This window comes from Lacticaseibacillus sp. 22 (assembly GCF_055413445.1).
This window is the reverse complement of the sequence record NZ_JBVAYD010000001.1, coordinates 242,580-256,328: the sequence shown is the minus strand read 5'-3', so window position 1 is coordinate 256,328 and position 13,749 is coordinate 242,580. Positions and strand designations below refer to the sequence as shown.

Sequence of the window (13,749 nt, the reverse complement as noted above, 5' to 3'; positions counted from 1 at the left end):
ATCAAGACCCCTATGCGCAGGTTTCTAGGCCTGTGAGCGCGTTCACGAACAGCATTGGCTTATCATCACCTAATTCTCAACCAACCATACCCAACAAAAGGAGGGGAGCACCGATGCGTCATCACCGTCGTTTCGACTGGGCCAAATTCTTATTTATCGGTGGCCTGATTGTTCTCATCATCGCTGCCATCGGAATTTATGCCAAGAGTCTGTCACCTTACCAACAATTGCGCGACCAAGCGGAAAAAATTGCTACCAATCGGGCTGATTTAAAAAACGTGAACGGCTTCTGGTGGTACAACCGTGATAAGAGTTATCTCACCGTTGCCGGTCAAACCAAGAAGAATCAGTCGGTTTACGTCGTGATTCAGAAAAAGACAGGCAAGGTAACGATTTTAAACCAAAAGTCCGGTATTACCCGGCAAAAAGCCATTCAACAGGTGACCCAAACCAGCGCTCCCAAGAAAATTCTGAATGCATCACTGGGTAAAAGAGGATCGGAATTTGTCTGGGATATTGGCTATCTGTCAAAGTCTGGTAAACTGAACTACGTGACGTACAGTTTTCGCAGCGGCGAACAATTGAACGCGATCAAAAATTTATAATTAAAAATGATTCGGTAGCCGCAATGGTGCCGAAGCTGTAGGAGGCGCAGTCGTGCATTTAGCAAAAAGAATCCTCAACGTCGCACCGTCAGCGACATTGGCCTTAAGTAATCAGACGAAAGACTTAAAGGCAAAAGGTGCCGACGTCATTGATTTGTCTATTGGCCAACCAGATTTTTCAACCCCTAAGGCGATTGATGACGCAGCTATTGCGGCGATTCAGGCTGGTAATGCCAGTTTCTATACGGCAGCAACCGGTATTCCGGAATTAAAGCAGGCGATTAGTGACCGGATATTTGCCCAAGACGGTATTCGTTATGATCATCGTCAAATCGTTGCAACCACCGGCGCTAAGTTTGCTTTGTATGCCTTATTTCAGGTTTTCTTAAACCCAGGCGATGAGGTGCTGATTCCTGTTCCATACTGGGTTTCCTACGAGGAACAGATTAAATTGGCGAGCGGCGTGCCACATCTGGTCATGCCGGCAGTCGGACATAAAGTCAGTGTCGATGATCTTGAGGCGGCTCGGACCGATAAAACCCGGGCATTGATTATCAATTCGCCACAAAACCCAAGTGGCGTTGTCTATGATCGCACGGAACTGACCTTAATTGGCAATTGGGCGCTGAAGCATCATATTTTGGTAGTGACTGACGATATTTACCGAGATCTGATTTATAACGGTACGACTTACACCTCAATGATTAGTATCGATCCCGATATCGCAGCGAATACTGTTTTAATTTCCGGCGTCTCCAAGTCATATGCGATGACGGGTTGGCGGATTGGTTATGCGGCCGGTCCGGAAAAGCTGATTCAGGCCATGGCGACCTTTATTAGCCACACGACCTCTAATCCGGCAGCAGTTTCCGAATACGCCGCGGTGGCAGCTTTAACTGGCGATCAGCAGGTTGTTGAAAAGATGCGCCGTGCTTTTGAAGAACGGCTGAATCTTTTCTATGATCTTCTGGCAGATATTCCCGGTTTCGATATGGGAGATAAACCGCAAGGCGCCTTCTATCTTTTCCCGAATATTAAGCGTGCCGCTCAATTGAGTCATTATGGTACGGTTGATGATTTTATCAGTGCACTGTTGACCGAAACCGGGGTTGCCATTGTTCCTGGACGGGCGTTTGGCATGCCGGATCATGCGCGGATTAGTTATTGTAAAGATTTGGCCAGTCTGAAAGAGGCCGCCCGGCGTATCCGGGAGTTTGTTGGTAAATAATTATTGAAGTGGGGAGTTAACGCATGACGGAAAAGATTCGCATTATTGATGCAAAAGAACATGTGAACGAAGAAGTAACAATTGGGGCGTGGTTAACCGATAAACGCAGCTCCGGAAAGATTGCCTTTCTACAGTTACGCGATGGTTCCGCGTATTTTCAAGGCGTTGTTTCTAAAGCCGACGTGCCAGATGAGGTCTTTCAGCTGGCAAAGGAATTACGTCAAGAGTCCAGCATGTGGATCACCGGCGTCATTCACCAAGATAGCCGCAGTCATTTTGGCTACGAAATCGAAGTCCGCAACATTGAGCTTGTCGGGGATTCACACGACTATCCGATTACGCCTAAAGAGCATGGCATTGAGTTCCTGCTCGATCACCGCCATCTTTGGTTACGATCAAAGCGCCAATTTGCGATTCAACAAATTCGTAACGAAATGATTCGCGCCACGTTTGAATTCTTTAACAATGAAGGCTTTATCAAAATGGACCCGCCGATCTTGACTGATTCGGCACCTGAAGGCACAACCGAACTTTTTGAAACTGACTATTTTGACAAGAAAGCTTATCTTAGCCAATCCGGTCAGTTGTATGCTGAAGCAGGGGCAATGGCCTATGGTAAAGTCTTCACGTGCGGACCGGTATTTCGGGCAGAAAAAAGTAAGACCCGCCGGCATTTGACCGAGTTTTGGATGATCGAACCGGAAATGGCGTTTTGCCATCAAGAAGAGAGTTTAAAAGTTCAAGAGCGTTATGTTGCCTATATGGTGCAGGCGGTATTGGATAACTGCGCCTATCCGTTACATTTGCTAGGCCGCGATCCGGAAGTACTCAAAAAGTATACGAAGCTGCCATATCCACGCATCAGCTACAAAAAGGCAATCGAAATGTTGCAGGCAGCAGGGATGGACGTCAAATACGGTGATGATTTTGGCTCGCCGGAAGAAACGTATCTGTCAGATCAATTTGATCAGCCTGTCTTTGTGTTGAATTATCCTAAAGCCATCAAACCGTTCTACATGTTAACGGACCCGGAAGATGAGCAGCAATATGTCTGCGCCGATATGCTAGCACCAGAAGGTTACGGCGAAATCATCGGCGGTTCGGAACGTGAAACCGATTATGACAAGCTCAAAGCTGCCATTGAAAAGGCCGGCCTTGATTTAGATGAATACGAATGGTATCTGGATTTACGCAAGTACGGTTCAGTACCGCATTCCGGATTTGGTTTGGGCCTTGAACGCGCCATTACCTGGATTTGCAAGTTGGATCATTTACGCGAAGCCATCCCATTCCCACGAATGATCAATCGCCTAAAGCCGTAATGGCAACCAAAAGTCGGACGCCAACGCGCCGGCTTTTTTTGGAGGATTCCTATCATGACTGATTTAAAACGGTACATCGAAGCGGGACAGTTTAATGTTTCTAATCTGCTGTTTGATGACTATCCTACGTTAGGACTGACCCAAACCGAGTTTATAACGTATCTGTTCATTGATCAGTGGCAATCCAAGCATCATCAAGCCCCTGATCTTAAGGCATTGGCAGCGCGCATGAACGTCGCACCCAATGCAATCTATACAGCAATTGAAACGTTGATTCAAAAACAGGCGATTGTTCTTGAAAGCATTCCGGATGGTCAGGGTAAAATGCGCGACCACTATGATCTCACGCCGTTGCTGGCGAAGATACCGACAAACCAAAAAAGCCATAGCAGCGTAATGTCCCAACCAAATGCCGATGCGCAAACGAATGTCTTTAATCAAATTGAAATTGAATTTGGCCGACCACTTTCACCAATTGAACAGGAAACGATTCGCGACTGGTTAACGACGGATCACTACTTGCCAGAAGTAATCTTATTGGCGCTACGTGAAGCCGTTTTGAATGCCGCGTATTCACTGAAGTACATGGATCGCATTTTGCTGAATTGGGAACGACGGCATCTTAAAACCGCGCAACAGGTTCAAGCCGAGCTCAAGCGTCATCAAGAACTTTAACTATTAGGCAGTACCGGAATCATAATCAAACCGATTTTAAAAGGGGGAACCTGTGTGACTGATTCAGAAGCCCGACAATTGTTCGAGCAAATTATGGCGTTGTATCCTGACCCACAGCCGACATTACACGCGCAAAATCCTTTTCAGATTCTAGTGGCAGTGATGCTTTCGGCGCAAACAACGGATGTAGCCGTTAATGCGGTTACGCCCGAACTATTTGCCGCGTATCCAACGCCCGCGGCAATGGCTGCTGCTTCAGTCACCGATATTGCCAAAAAAATCAGTCGTCTTGGTTTATATCGAACTAAAGCGGCGCATTTAAAAGCGTTGAGTGCTATTTTAGTTGAAAAATATGACGGTCAGGTGCCAGCCAATGCAGCTGACTTGGTCAAATTACCAGGAGTTGGTAAAAAAACCGCCACTGTGGTCCTCAGCGATGCTTTTGGCATACCGGGCGTGGCAGTTGATACTCATGTTAGTCGCATTGTGAAAGGATTGGGCCTGGTTTCACCTAAAGCAACACCGGTTCAAATCCAAAGCCGACTTGAAACTTTGATGCCAAAATCGACCTGGATCAAACTTCACCGCAGTTTGATTCGATTCGGCCGTGAACATTTACGCGCGCGAGACCCACAGCCACCATCCGGACCGGAATGGACGTTTCTGGCTACCCATTACGCGCCATTAAAGGGGGAAGAACATTGACAGATGCCATTATGCCATCCAAGCGTACGGTTCACCGTGAAAGCTGGGATCATTATTTTCTTGAACTCGCCAAAAAGGTTTCAGAACGTTCAACTTGTGAGCGCGCAACGGTGGGGGCAGTTTTGGTTCAGGAACATCGGATCATTGCGACCGGTTATAACGGCGCGATTAGTGGTGATCCGCATTGTGATGAGGCCGGTCATTTAATGCGTGATGGTCACTGCATTCGGACCATACATGCCGAAATGAATGCCATCATTCAATGTGCGGCTAATGGGGTCAGTACCCATGGCGCAACCGTCTACGTTAACTTTTTCCCATGTCTGAATTGTACAAAGGCCTTGATCCAGGCTGGCATTAAGCGTGTTGTGTATGCGCATGACTATCGCAATGATCCGTATGGCGAAACGTTATTGGCACAGCACCATGTGGCCGTGGTTCATCTAGAACAGCAAGCTTAGTTTCACATATAAAAAGCACCGCTACTGACCATCTCAAATCGGTAGCGGTGCTTTTTTAATGATGTCCGGCAATCCTCATCAGGGAAAACTCTTGATGGTCAAATCACGTGAATAAATCTTATTGATTACCACCAGGACCACCAGCAGATGAGACAGGCTCACTGCTGGAACTTGTTTCTTCTTTTGAAGGTGCTGCGGAACTAGGCGCAGTAGAAGAAACACTGGAAGATGTCGCATGTGACGCGATGCTGGCGGAAACAGCATTTGAACTTTCTGAGCTGGATTCTTTTGAGGAACTGGATTCAGAGCTGGCACTGGAAGAAGATGATGATTCAGCCACTGCTTTATGACTGCTTGGTCCATGACCACGAACGTACAACTCCTTCGTGGTGTTGGCTGAGCCACTCGTAATCGCTGTGCCGGGATTGCTGCCTTTTAGAATATTGTACGACTCAACTGTATCCGGCTTTGTCCAATCCTTATTATCAAGGTTCTGGGAGGTATAACTCATCAGTGCCTTATAGATCTTCTGGGAAACGGTTTGCTCAGCATAACTGATCCCATGAGAAGTCGGCTTATCATAACCGGTCCAGACTGAAATGACCCGATTGCGGGTATAGCCCGTAAACCATGCGTCCTTGGCAATGCCTGTAGCGTTTAGGGCCGGATTCTGCTTGAGCTCTTCATCGCTATAATCGGTCGTCCCAGTCTTACCAGCTTGGTAAAGGCCGGAAATAGCCGCCGATGTTCCTGTTCCTTTTGTCAACACGCCTTTTAGCATATCCGTGATCATATAAGCGGTACTGGACTTCATCGCCCGGGTTCCTTGACTGTTAAATGTTTGGGTGTTGCCATCGGCGCTAACGACTTTATTGACGTAATAAGGCTTGTAATAAGTGCCGCCATTGGCAAAGGCCCCATACGCTCCGGCTTCTTCAACCGTGTTGACCGATGCCCCGATCGCACTGGAAAGATATTGTTCTGAGGCAGGTAAGTCGATACCCAGTCCCTTTAAGAACTTCACGGCATTCGTCATACCGACTGCACTCAAGGTTTTGACGGCTGGAATGTTGCGGGACTGCTCAAGCGCCGTCCGCATGGAAATCCGACCTTGATACTTCTTGTCCCAGTCATATAACGAAATCGTGGTCCCAGGATACTTGTATGGTTCATCCGTCATTTGTTCATAAGTCGAATAGTTAAGATATTCAATAGCAGGACCATAATCCATGAGCGGCTTCATTGTCGATCCATTACTACGGGTATTTTGCGCTGCCCGGTTGTATGCTAACCGCACATCGCCGGTTTTACGGCCGCCAATTTGCGCTAAGACCTGTCCGTTATCCGGATCTGTCATCGTGACGCCGGTCTGAAAGGCATCATCCGGGAAACTGACATAATCATCGGTATTGACGATATCGTAGAGCCGTTTTTGGGCACTCATGTCAATATTGGTGTAAATATCCAAATTGTCCGTGTAAGGATTCAAGCCGGTTTTCTTCTTAACTTCTGCAATCACCTGCGTCAAGTAAGAATCAATCACTTTATCATTGGTGGTTGTGTTTGTCTGTTGTTGTTTTGGCTGTAAACCATCAGTAATCGGTGTGGCTTTAGCTTGCTTGGCGGCAGCAGCCGTAATTTTCTTATCGCGTAACATGGCATCAATGACTGCATTACGCCGCTGAGTCGCTTTTTGCGGGTACTCATAAGGGTCGTAGCCAGCCGGACTTTGCGGCAGGCCGGCGATGAAAGCCGTTTGTGCAAGACTCAGATCTTTGAGCGATTTATTAAAATAAAACTTAGCCCCAGTGCTCATCCCGTACTGACCATAATTCATGAACACTTTATTAATATAATATTCAAGAATCTGATCTTTACTGTACTTTTGTTGAACCTGCATGGCTAGCCAGGCTTCCTGAGCTTTTCGGCGTAATGTTTGATCAGACGATTTTGTGCTGAAAACAGATAGTTTAATGAGCTGTTGTGTCAACGTCGAGCCACCTTGCAAGCCGTCACCGGTTCCGGTCATGTTGTTAAAAGCAGCACCGAGAATACGGACAGGATCAATGCCCAATTTCTCATCGTAAAAGCGGCGATCTTCAATTGAAACAACCGCATCTTTAAGTTGTTGCGGAATCTCCGAAGCTTTGACATAGTCGCGATTTTCCAGCCCAAGCGTTGTAATCTCATTACCGCTACGATCATAAATCGTACTGGATCCGCCAGATTCGAGTTTTGCTTGGGTGACTTCAGGTGCATCTTTTGCATACCAGGAGAATAACCCGACACCAGCAATGAAAATGAGAAGCAAACCGAGCAAGGTCCATTTTAAAATCCGCCGCCATAATTTCTTGGGGGGTTTAGGGCTTTTTGACTGTTTATCTTCGCGGCGTCGTGCCATTCGCGACATGTTTTGGTTATTAGCCACGTACATTACCTACTTTCGTTTCTATCAGCCAGTCAACGCCATCAAGGAATGGGACAACTGGCTGCAATTGCGGATGAAGTTCAAATCCGTGTTGAATGATCTTGGTTAGAGGAATCGATTTACGACCGCCTACGCTTTGCTGATCCCAGCAGGTAATGAGCCGTCCTGCCGGGAAAACAAACAGCCGCCTAATCGTTGCAAACCGAATCACAACAAAACAGATACCGTTTTGTTTTAAGCAACGCCGAAAATGATCAATCTGATGTTGGTGGAAATTTTTTAACGGAAAACTGGTCTTATTTTTGGTTTCTTTGGCTTCAAAGTCAAGATAATACCCGCGATACACACCATTATAATCAGTTGTGGAAGGCGTCTTAAAATAGGCTTCACGGATAACTGCCTGACTTCGGCGAGGATAGTCAACCTTCACAATCTGCACTGGCGTCGGCTTCTTATAGACAACGGCCTTGTCGATACTACGATAATACTGATTGCTGAGGTTAAGTTCTTCTTCTAAAGTCATCCCGCGTCCGCCATAAATGGTAGGGCGCGACACTGCGTCTGGTGAAAATTGCGTCCCGTCTTTGTATGGATTACCATTGGGATAACGAATGGTCATGCGATCACACTCCTGGCGCTATTATACCAATATCAAGCGCGTTGGCCTAATGATTGGAGGGAAATCATGGCAGGAAAAAGGTTATGGATAACTGGTTACCGTGCCTATGAGCTCAATGTTTTTGGGGCTCAGGATCCAAAACTGAAAGTCCTTAAAACTTCATTAAAAAACACACTGACCCAGTTTCTTGACGAAGGGCTCAATTGGCTGATTACAGGCGGTCAACTGGGGGTTGAACAGTGGTCAGTCGAAGTTGCCTTAACACTTAAACCGCTCTATCCTGGGTTTAAAATTGCGATGATGTTGCCATTTACCGATTTTGGTAGTCAGTGGAATGACAACAATAAGGCCCAACTGGCTGCGTTACGCCAGCAAGTTGATTTCTCTGATGCAGTCTCACAAGCACCTTATCAAAAGCCCGCCCAACTTCAAGGTTATACGCGGTTTATGACGGCACACACAGATGCGGCGGTGATTGTCTATGATCCGGAATTTCCCGGAAAACCGCAGTGGGATTACCGTGCCGCCGAAGACATGGCTAATCGACGTGATTATCCGGTAACACTGATTACGATGGATGATTTACAAGAAACATCCGAAGAATTGGCCGAAGCTGAAAATGAGCATTTTCAAAATGATTGAGATATGGTAAGCTAATTAGTAGTCTGGTTCCATGAAAACAATGAGGTGTGTCGGAATGGATAGTAACAAAGAAACAAAATTTAGTATCCAGTACGGGCCTAAAGATATTTTGGACAAGAAGTTCAAAAACAAGGTTCGTGGCTATGATCCGGATGAAGTCGATGAATTCTTAGACGGCATCATTCGTGACTATGAAGCTTTCACCAATGAAATTGATCGGTTGAAAGAAGAAAATGCAAAGCTGTTTAGCCGGGTCGATGAGCTGACCAAACAGCTGAGTGTTTCCAAGAATGTCAGCGCACAAACACCGCAAACCAATGCTGCGGCAACAAATTATGATATTCTTAAACGTCTGAGTAATTTGGAACGGCATGTTTTCGGTTCAAAACTGTCAGATAGCGGCAGTGTTGATAACCGCGACGACAGCAACCATTCCGACGTTGACCAGTATTAATGATCACATGTAGATCCTGAGTGATCGCGGTCTGCATCTGCAGGCTGAGGAAAGTCCATGCCCGCACAAGCTGCGATGCTTGTAGTGTTCGTGCTAAGCCCAATAAGCTTAGGGACCGTGAGAACGGTTACGGCGGCCAACCACGCTAAGACTTCGGTTATGCGTCAGTAGGTCTGAAAAGTGCCACAGTGACGAAACGTTCAGGGAAACCTGAACGGTGGAACGGGTAAACCCCGCGAGCGAGTAACCCAAACTTTTGGTAGGGGCGTTTTGCCAAGCAAACTGAAGCGACGGCAATACAGCGGCAACGCTGAGATAGATGATGACTGAAGGAACCCGCGCCTGAACAGGTTCTGGAACAAAACATGGCTTATAGGGATCTACATGCAGGCACAGCCCGGGGAAACCCGGGCTGTTTTTTTGAGAGCGCGAGCCAGCGCGGTTAGAAGTCGGAGTGTAAGTGGCCTTGAGACTAAATGGCTGGTCTTTGGCCATTTAGTCTCAAGGTCCTTACACGCAGACTTCTGCGCTGAGGAGCGCGTTTATGAGCAGCATCGGCCAACTTCTATTTCACTGACCAATGTCTAAACTTTCTTTGGCCATTTAGGGGTCAAAGTCCTTATGTGCAGGTTTCTGGGCCTGTGAGCGCGTTTATGAGCAGCATCGGCCAACAGTCACTTCCATTAGCCAAAGCCCGAACACTTTCTGACCATCCACGCCTAAACCACCATCCAAACTCAACCTCAACCTTAACCGCAACGATAAAGTTATGCCCCTCAACAATCGCCATAACGTACATAAAAAGTTAAACTAACCTTGAATGACTAATCTCGTCTCACAATTTTGAAAGGAACTCATGCTATGAACTATCAACTTGTCGCAACAATGGCGGCTGGCCTTGAGTCGGTTACCACGAAAGAACTGAAGGCATTGGGTATTCAAACCCGCACCGAAAATGGCAAAGTCTATTTTGAGGGTAATGACCAAACGATTGCGTTGACCAATGTCTGGTTGCGCAGCGCTGATCGGATCAAAATTGTCATCGGTCAGTTTAAAGCGCGCACCTTCGACGATTTATTTGAAGGCGTTAAGGCATTACCGTGGGATAACTTTTTGCCGTTAGACGCTGCGTTCCCAGTTGCAGGGCGGGCTGTTCGTTCCCAACTGCATTCTGAGCCCGATGTTCAAGCCATCACCAAAAAGGCAATTGTCGAAAAGATGTCCGCAGTCTATCATCGAACCACGCGATTGCCGGAAACCGGCGCTACTTATCCACTGGAAGTCTCCATTCTAAAAGACGTTGCAACCCTGACGCTAGATACAACCGGACCTAGTTTGTTCAAACGTGGTTACCGGATTGCAAAAGGCGAGGCGCCACTGAAGGAAAACTTTGCTGCAGCGCTTGTCTTATTGACGAACTGGCATCCTGATATGCCGTTTGTCGATCCCACGACCGGATCTGGCACGATTGCAATTGAAGCCGCTTTGATTGGCCATCATCTGGCACCGGGATTACAACGACACTTTGCGTTTGAAGATTTCGGCTTTTTTGATCAATCCGTCTTGCAAACAACCAAGGATCAGGCGATGGACGCCGCCGATTTTGACCGTGAGCTGGATATTCAGGCTAGTGACATTAATGGCGATATGATTGATATGGCTAAGCTGAATGCGCAACAAGCGGGCTTACTGCATAGCATTCGCTTTAAGCAATTAGCCGTCAAGGATTTTAGCACCACCAAGGAAAACGGGGTCATTGTTGCCAACCCGCCTTATGGGAAGCGGCTTAGCGATCAGGCCATGGTGCGCCAACTTTACAAGGAAATGGGCCAAGCCTTTGCGCCGTTGACGACTTGGAGCAAGTACATTTTGACCAGTGATATGGGATTTGAAAAAGCATATGGCAGTCAAGCAACCAAACGGCGAAAGTTGTACAATGGCACCATTCGAACCGATCTTTTCCAATACTGGGGCAAGCCTAACTGGCATCATAACAAGTAAGGAGGCACACCTTGAAAATTTTAAATAGTTTTAATCTCAAACCTGAGCAACGACAAGTCTTAGAAAAAGCAGGGCACGTGGTGATTGACGACAATCAGTTAGATCAAGCAACCGCCCAGCAAATTGACGTTGTTTATGGATGGCACGATCAATCTGCGCAAGTGAATTTCGATCACCTGCGCTTTGTTCAGGCTATTTCTGCCGGAGTCGATTATCTACCGCTGGCTGACTTTGCTAAACATCAGGTATTATTGGCAAACACGAGTGGTATTCATGCCGAACCGATTGCTGAATATGTCCTTGGCGTGTTATTTACGATCAGCCGCGGCATTCTACCACCGGTTCGCGCCGGTCGCCAGATGTGGACTTTCCGTCAGCAACGGCCGCCAATGACGTTGTTAAAAGGCCAAACCGCGGTCATTTTTGGCACTGGCCATATCGGCTCAACGATTGCGACAAAATTACATGCACTGGGTCTGCATACGCTTGGCGTGAGTGCACACGGCCGTCCTGCTGCCGGGTTTGAGGAAGTCGTTACAGACGCTAACGCACACACAGCCGCTCAAAACGCCGATATCCTTATTAATGCATTGCCATTAACTTCTGCCACCAAGCATTTTTATAATTCAGAATTCTTTTCCGGGCTTCAAAATCAGCCGTTGTTTATCAATATTGGCCGCGGTGCTTCGGTCGATACACCGGCGTTGGTTCAGGCACTTCAGACCCAGCAGTTACGAGCCGCAGCCTTGGATGTCGTTGATCCTGAACCGTTACCACAAGATTCGCCACTTTGGGACATGGACAATGTTTTATTGACGCCGCACATTTCCGGCACCGTGCCACATCTGCGTGATCAGGTTTTTAAAATTTTTAATGATAACCTCCAATCCTTGATAGCAAGCGGTCAGTTAGCCAGTCACCAAGTTGATCTTAGCCGCGGCTACTGAAATTTTGCCGCAGAATCGTTATACTGGAATCGTAATCGTTTTCAATCGCGCGTTTTAAGTGACGCCGATTGCAAATCAGATTGCGACAGTATCCCCAACCGAATACGTCTGTCAGCAAGAGCCAGTTTCAAGGAAATTCGCAGCGCAACTTTCCTTGATCCATGCTGTTAGCTGGATGGACGCATGCTAACCATTAAGATGAAGGAGGAATTCTTATGGCACAACGCCCAGAAGAAATTACCAACTTGCTTCAAGATGCTTTGCACACGCAACAGGAGGTGGCAATTAACACAATTGATCGCCATCGCTTAAAGGGTCGCGTCGTTGATATCGAGGCTGCAACCGTTAAGCCTTATAACGAACGCGGTGTCATTACCGTTGAAACTGGGCGGGGAGCCAAACGAATCCAGGCATATGCAATTAGCCAGGTTAAATATAATTGATTGTTTGCAAGAATGATCAAAAAGGGGCAGCCGACAAATGGCTGCCCCTTTTTATAGAAAAATAAGTCTGAATGTGCTTAAGGAACTAATAAATTAATGACGTCTTCTTTAGGGATGTTGGTGAAATAAGCGTTTGTATCAATTGCATCTAAAGTTTTCTTAACCGCTTCAGATGTGTACGGTTTGTCTTTTAAAGCTGCCGCAACATCACTAACATCCTGTGGGCCGAAGAAATCACCGTAAAATTTAACGTTGGCAATTTTGCCATCTTTCACGTCAAACCGCGCATCGATCGTCCCATAATCAAAGTGCTTACGTTTCTTAGTGGTGAACTCTGGGCTATGACCGTAAACCCAATCCCAGTTATTATAAACATCGTCATAAATCTTTTTAATCTCAACTTCATCTTCTGGCGTCACATGGTATTCCTTATCTTTAATGGCGGCCACATCGTCAACACCGAACAGACGGGTCAATAAAATATCCCGGAATTCCGGCACCGTCAGATTCTGATATTTTTTATCCAGATAAGGCCGCAAGTTTGTAACCCGACTCTTAACGGATTTAATTCCTTTACTCTTGATTTTATCTTCAGGAACGTTGAGCACATTAGGGATGACGCTCATATCGACATCCAGCATCAAAGTGCCATGCGAAAATGTCTTACCGTTGCGGGTATACATTGCGCTGCCGGAAAACTTCTTCCCGTCAACCAGCATGTCATTGCGACCTGAAACTTCGGCACTTGTCGCACCCAGCGTGTGAATCGCATCAACAATCGGCTGCGTGAAGGACTTGAAATCACCAAATTCTTCGGAGTTACTATCGACCACAAATGAAAAACATAAATTACCCAAATCGTGATACACTGCGCCGCCGCCGGAAAGCCGACGTGTCACAACGATATTGTGATCTTCAACATACTTTTGATTCAACTCTTCCAGCGTGTTCTGGTTACGGCCGACAATCACGCTTGGCTTTTCATAATAAAAAAGCAGCAGTGGTTCATCAAACTGCTTGGCATTCATCAGATATTGCTCAGTCGCCAAGTTTTCACGAATATCGTGAGACTTCATAATGACATAATACATCCTTGCACATCCTCCTATGAGCATCGGCTGACAGCTTCAGCAGGTGCCAGCAAACGCGTTATCCAGTAACGACTGACACGATTAGTCGATCGTTGACTTAGTACATGGCCTATTTTAACGAGTTATGC

The 13,749-nt window shown here is 46.7% G+C and carries 14 protein-coding genes and 1 other RNA gene; 12 read left to right on the top strand and 3 right to left on the bottom strand.

All coding sequences use genetic code 11. The features are described 5' to 3' along the window. Positions 1-113 precede the first annotated feature (113 nt). From ACWP87_RS01160 to ACWP87_RS01135, 6 genes are read left to right on the top strand one after another with little or no spacing between them, the layout of a single operon-like run. The gene (locus ACWP87_RS01160; RefSeq protein ID WP_005685895.1) at positions 114-605 is read left to right on the top strand and encodes a cell wall elongation regulator TseB-like domain-containing protein; all 492 of its coding nucleotides are present in this window, start codon (positions 114-116) and stop codon (positions 603-605) included. A 52-nt stretch (positions 606-657) separates the two neighbouring features. Continuing rightward, entirely contained in the window at positions 658-1,833 is a 1,176-nt protein-coding gene (locus tag ACWP87_RS01155; protein WP_005685894.1) for a pyridoxal phosphate-dependent aminotransferase, read from the top strand. Positions 1,834-1,856: 23 nt separating this feature from the next. Further along, positions 1,857-3,155 carry an asparagine--tRNA ligase gene (gene asnS, locus ACWP87_RS01150; protein WP_005685893.1) on the top strand — a complete coding sequence of 433 codons (1,299 nt, stop codon included), beginning with the start codon at positions 1,857-1,859 and terminating at the stop codon, positions 3,153-3,155. A gap of 54 nt (positions 3,156-3,209) precedes the next feature. Further along, positions 3,210-3,830 (top strand): DnaD domain-containing protein, encoded by a 621-nt coding sequence (locus ACWP87_RS01145; RefSeq protein ID WP_005685892.1) that lies wholly within the window; start codon positions 3,210-3,212, stop codon positions 3,828-3,830. A gap of 54 nt (positions 3,831-3,884) precedes the next feature. Next, positions 3,885-4,535: an endonuclease III gene (gene nth / locus ACWP87_RS01140; RefSeq protein WP_005685891.1), complete on the top strand. Its 651-nt coding sequence runs from the start codon at positions 3,885-3,887 to the stop codon at positions 4,533-4,535. Then, positions 4,532-4,996: a deoxycytidylate deaminase gene (locus tag ACWP87_RS01135; RefSeq protein ID WP_005685890.1), complete on the top strand. Its 465-nt coding sequence runs from the start codon at positions 4,532-4,534 to the stop codon at positions 4,994-4,996. The genes nth and ACWP87_RS01135 overlap by 4 nt, the downstream gene beginning before the upstream one ends. Positions 4,997-5,114: 118 nt before the next feature. On the opposite strand, the gene ACWP87_RS01130 is transcribed toward ACWP87_RS01135, so the two are convergent. Both ACWP87_RS01130 and recU read right to left on the bottom strand, forming a co-directional pair. Continuing rightward, entirely contained in the window at positions 5,115-7,424 is a 2,310-nt protein-coding gene (locus ACWP87_RS01130) for a PBP1A family penicillin-binding protein (protein WP_015764954.1), read from the bottom strand. Further along, positions 7,417-8,043: a Holliday junction resolvase RecU gene (recU, locus tag ACWP87_RS01125; protein WP_014569661.1), complete on the bottom strand. Its 627-nt coding sequence runs from the start codon at positions 8,041-8,043 to the stop codon at positions 7,417-7,419. The genes ACWP87_RS01130 and recU overlap by 8 nt, the downstream gene beginning before the upstream one ends. A gap of 66 nt (positions 8,044-8,109) precedes the next feature. On the opposite strand from recU, the gene ACWP87_RS01120 reads away from it, so the two are divergent. The 6 genes from ACWP87_RS01120 to ACWP87_RS01095 all read left to right on the top strand — a co-directional run bounded on the left by ACWP87_RS01120 (position 8,110) and on the right by ACWP87_RS01095 (position 12,530). Beyond that, positions 8,110-8,685 carry an SLOG family protein gene (locus ACWP87_RS01120; protein ID WP_014569660.1) on the top strand — a complete coding sequence of 192 codons (576 nt, stop codon included), beginning with the start codon at positions 8,110-8,112 and terminating at the stop codon, positions 8,683-8,685. Positions 8,686-8,740: 55 nt separating this feature from the next. Further along, entirely contained in the window at positions 8,741-9,139 is a 399-nt protein-coding gene (gene gpsB, locus ACWP87_RS01115) for a cell division regulator GpsB (protein WP_005685886.1), read from the top strand. Positions 9,140-9,151: 12 nt separating this feature from the next. After that, positions 9,152-9,517, top strand: an RNA gene (rnpB, locus tag ACWP87_RS01110) — RNase P RNA component class B. Positions 9,518-10,000: 483 nt separating this feature from the next. Then, positions 10,001-11,140 carry a THUMP domain-containing class I SAM-dependent RNA methyltransferase gene (locus ACWP87_RS01105; protein WP_014569659.1) on the top strand — a complete coding sequence of 380 codons (1,140 nt, stop codon included), beginning with the start codon at positions 10,001-10,003 and terminating at the stop codon, positions 11,138-11,140. Positions 11,141-11,151: 11 nt separating this feature from the next. Next, on the top strand, positions 11,152-12,087 hold the full coding sequence (locus tag ACWP87_RS01100; RefSeq protein WP_014569658.1) for a phosphoglycerate dehydrogenase: 936 nt from the start codon (positions 11,152-11,154) through the stop codon (positions 12,085-12,087). 215 nt (positions 12,088-12,302) lie between these two features. Further along, positions 12,303-12,530, top strand: a complete 228-nt coding sequence (locus ACWP87_RS01095; protein ID WP_005685882.1) for a hypothetical protein — start codon at positions 12,303-12,305, stop codon at positions 12,528-12,530. Between the two features lie 77 nt (positions 12,531-12,607). Here the strand turns inward: ACWP87_RS01095 and ACWP87_RS01090 are convergent, their stop codons facing one another. Next, positions 12,608-13,621, bottom strand: coding sequence for a lipoate--protein ligase (locus ACWP87_RS01090; RefSeq protein ID WP_014569657.1), 1,014 nt, complete (start codon positions 13,619-13,621; stop codon positions 12,608-12,610). Positions 13,622-13,749 lie beyond the last annotated feature (128 nt).

What these genes read in the sequence shown, in the direction of transcription:
- recU (WP_014569661.1), bottom strand. Translation starts at nt 8,043, where the DNA reads ATGACCATTCGTTATCCCAATGGTAATCCATACAAAGACGGGACGCAA.
- asnS (WP_005685893.1), top strand. Translation starts at nt 1,857, where the DNA reads ATGACGGAAAAGATTCGCATTATTGATGCAAAAGAACATGTGAACGAA.
- ACWP87_RS01095 (WP_005685882.1), top strand. Translation starts at nt 12,303, where the DNA reads ATGGCACAACGCCCAGAAGAAATTACCAACTTGCTTCAAGATGCTTTG.
- gpsB (WP_005685886.1), top strand. Translation starts at nt 8,741, where the DNA reads ATGGATAGTAACAAAGAAACAAAATTTAGTATCCAGTACGGGCCTAAA.
- ACWP87_RS01160 (WP_005685895.1), top strand. Translation starts at nt 114, where the DNA reads ATGCGTCATCACCGTCGTTTCGACTGGGCCAAATTCTTATTTATCGGT.
- ACWP87_RS01145 (WP_005685892.1), top strand. Translation starts at nt 3,210, where the DNA reads ATGACTGATTTAAAACGGTACATCGAAGCGGGACAGTTTAATGTTTCT.
- ACWP87_RS01120 (WP_014569660.1), top strand. Translation starts at nt 8,110, where the DNA reads ATGGCAGGAAAAAGGTTATGGATAACTGGTTACCGTGCCTATGAGCTC.
- ACWP87_RS01090 (WP_014569657.1), bottom strand. Translation starts at nt 13,621, where the DNA reads ATGTATTATGTCATTATGAAGTCTCACGATATTCGTGAAAACTTGGCG.
- ACWP87_RS01105 (WP_014569659.1), top strand. Translation starts at nt 10,001, where the DNA reads ATGAACTATCAACTTGTCGCAACAATGGCGGCTGGCCTTGAGTCGGTT.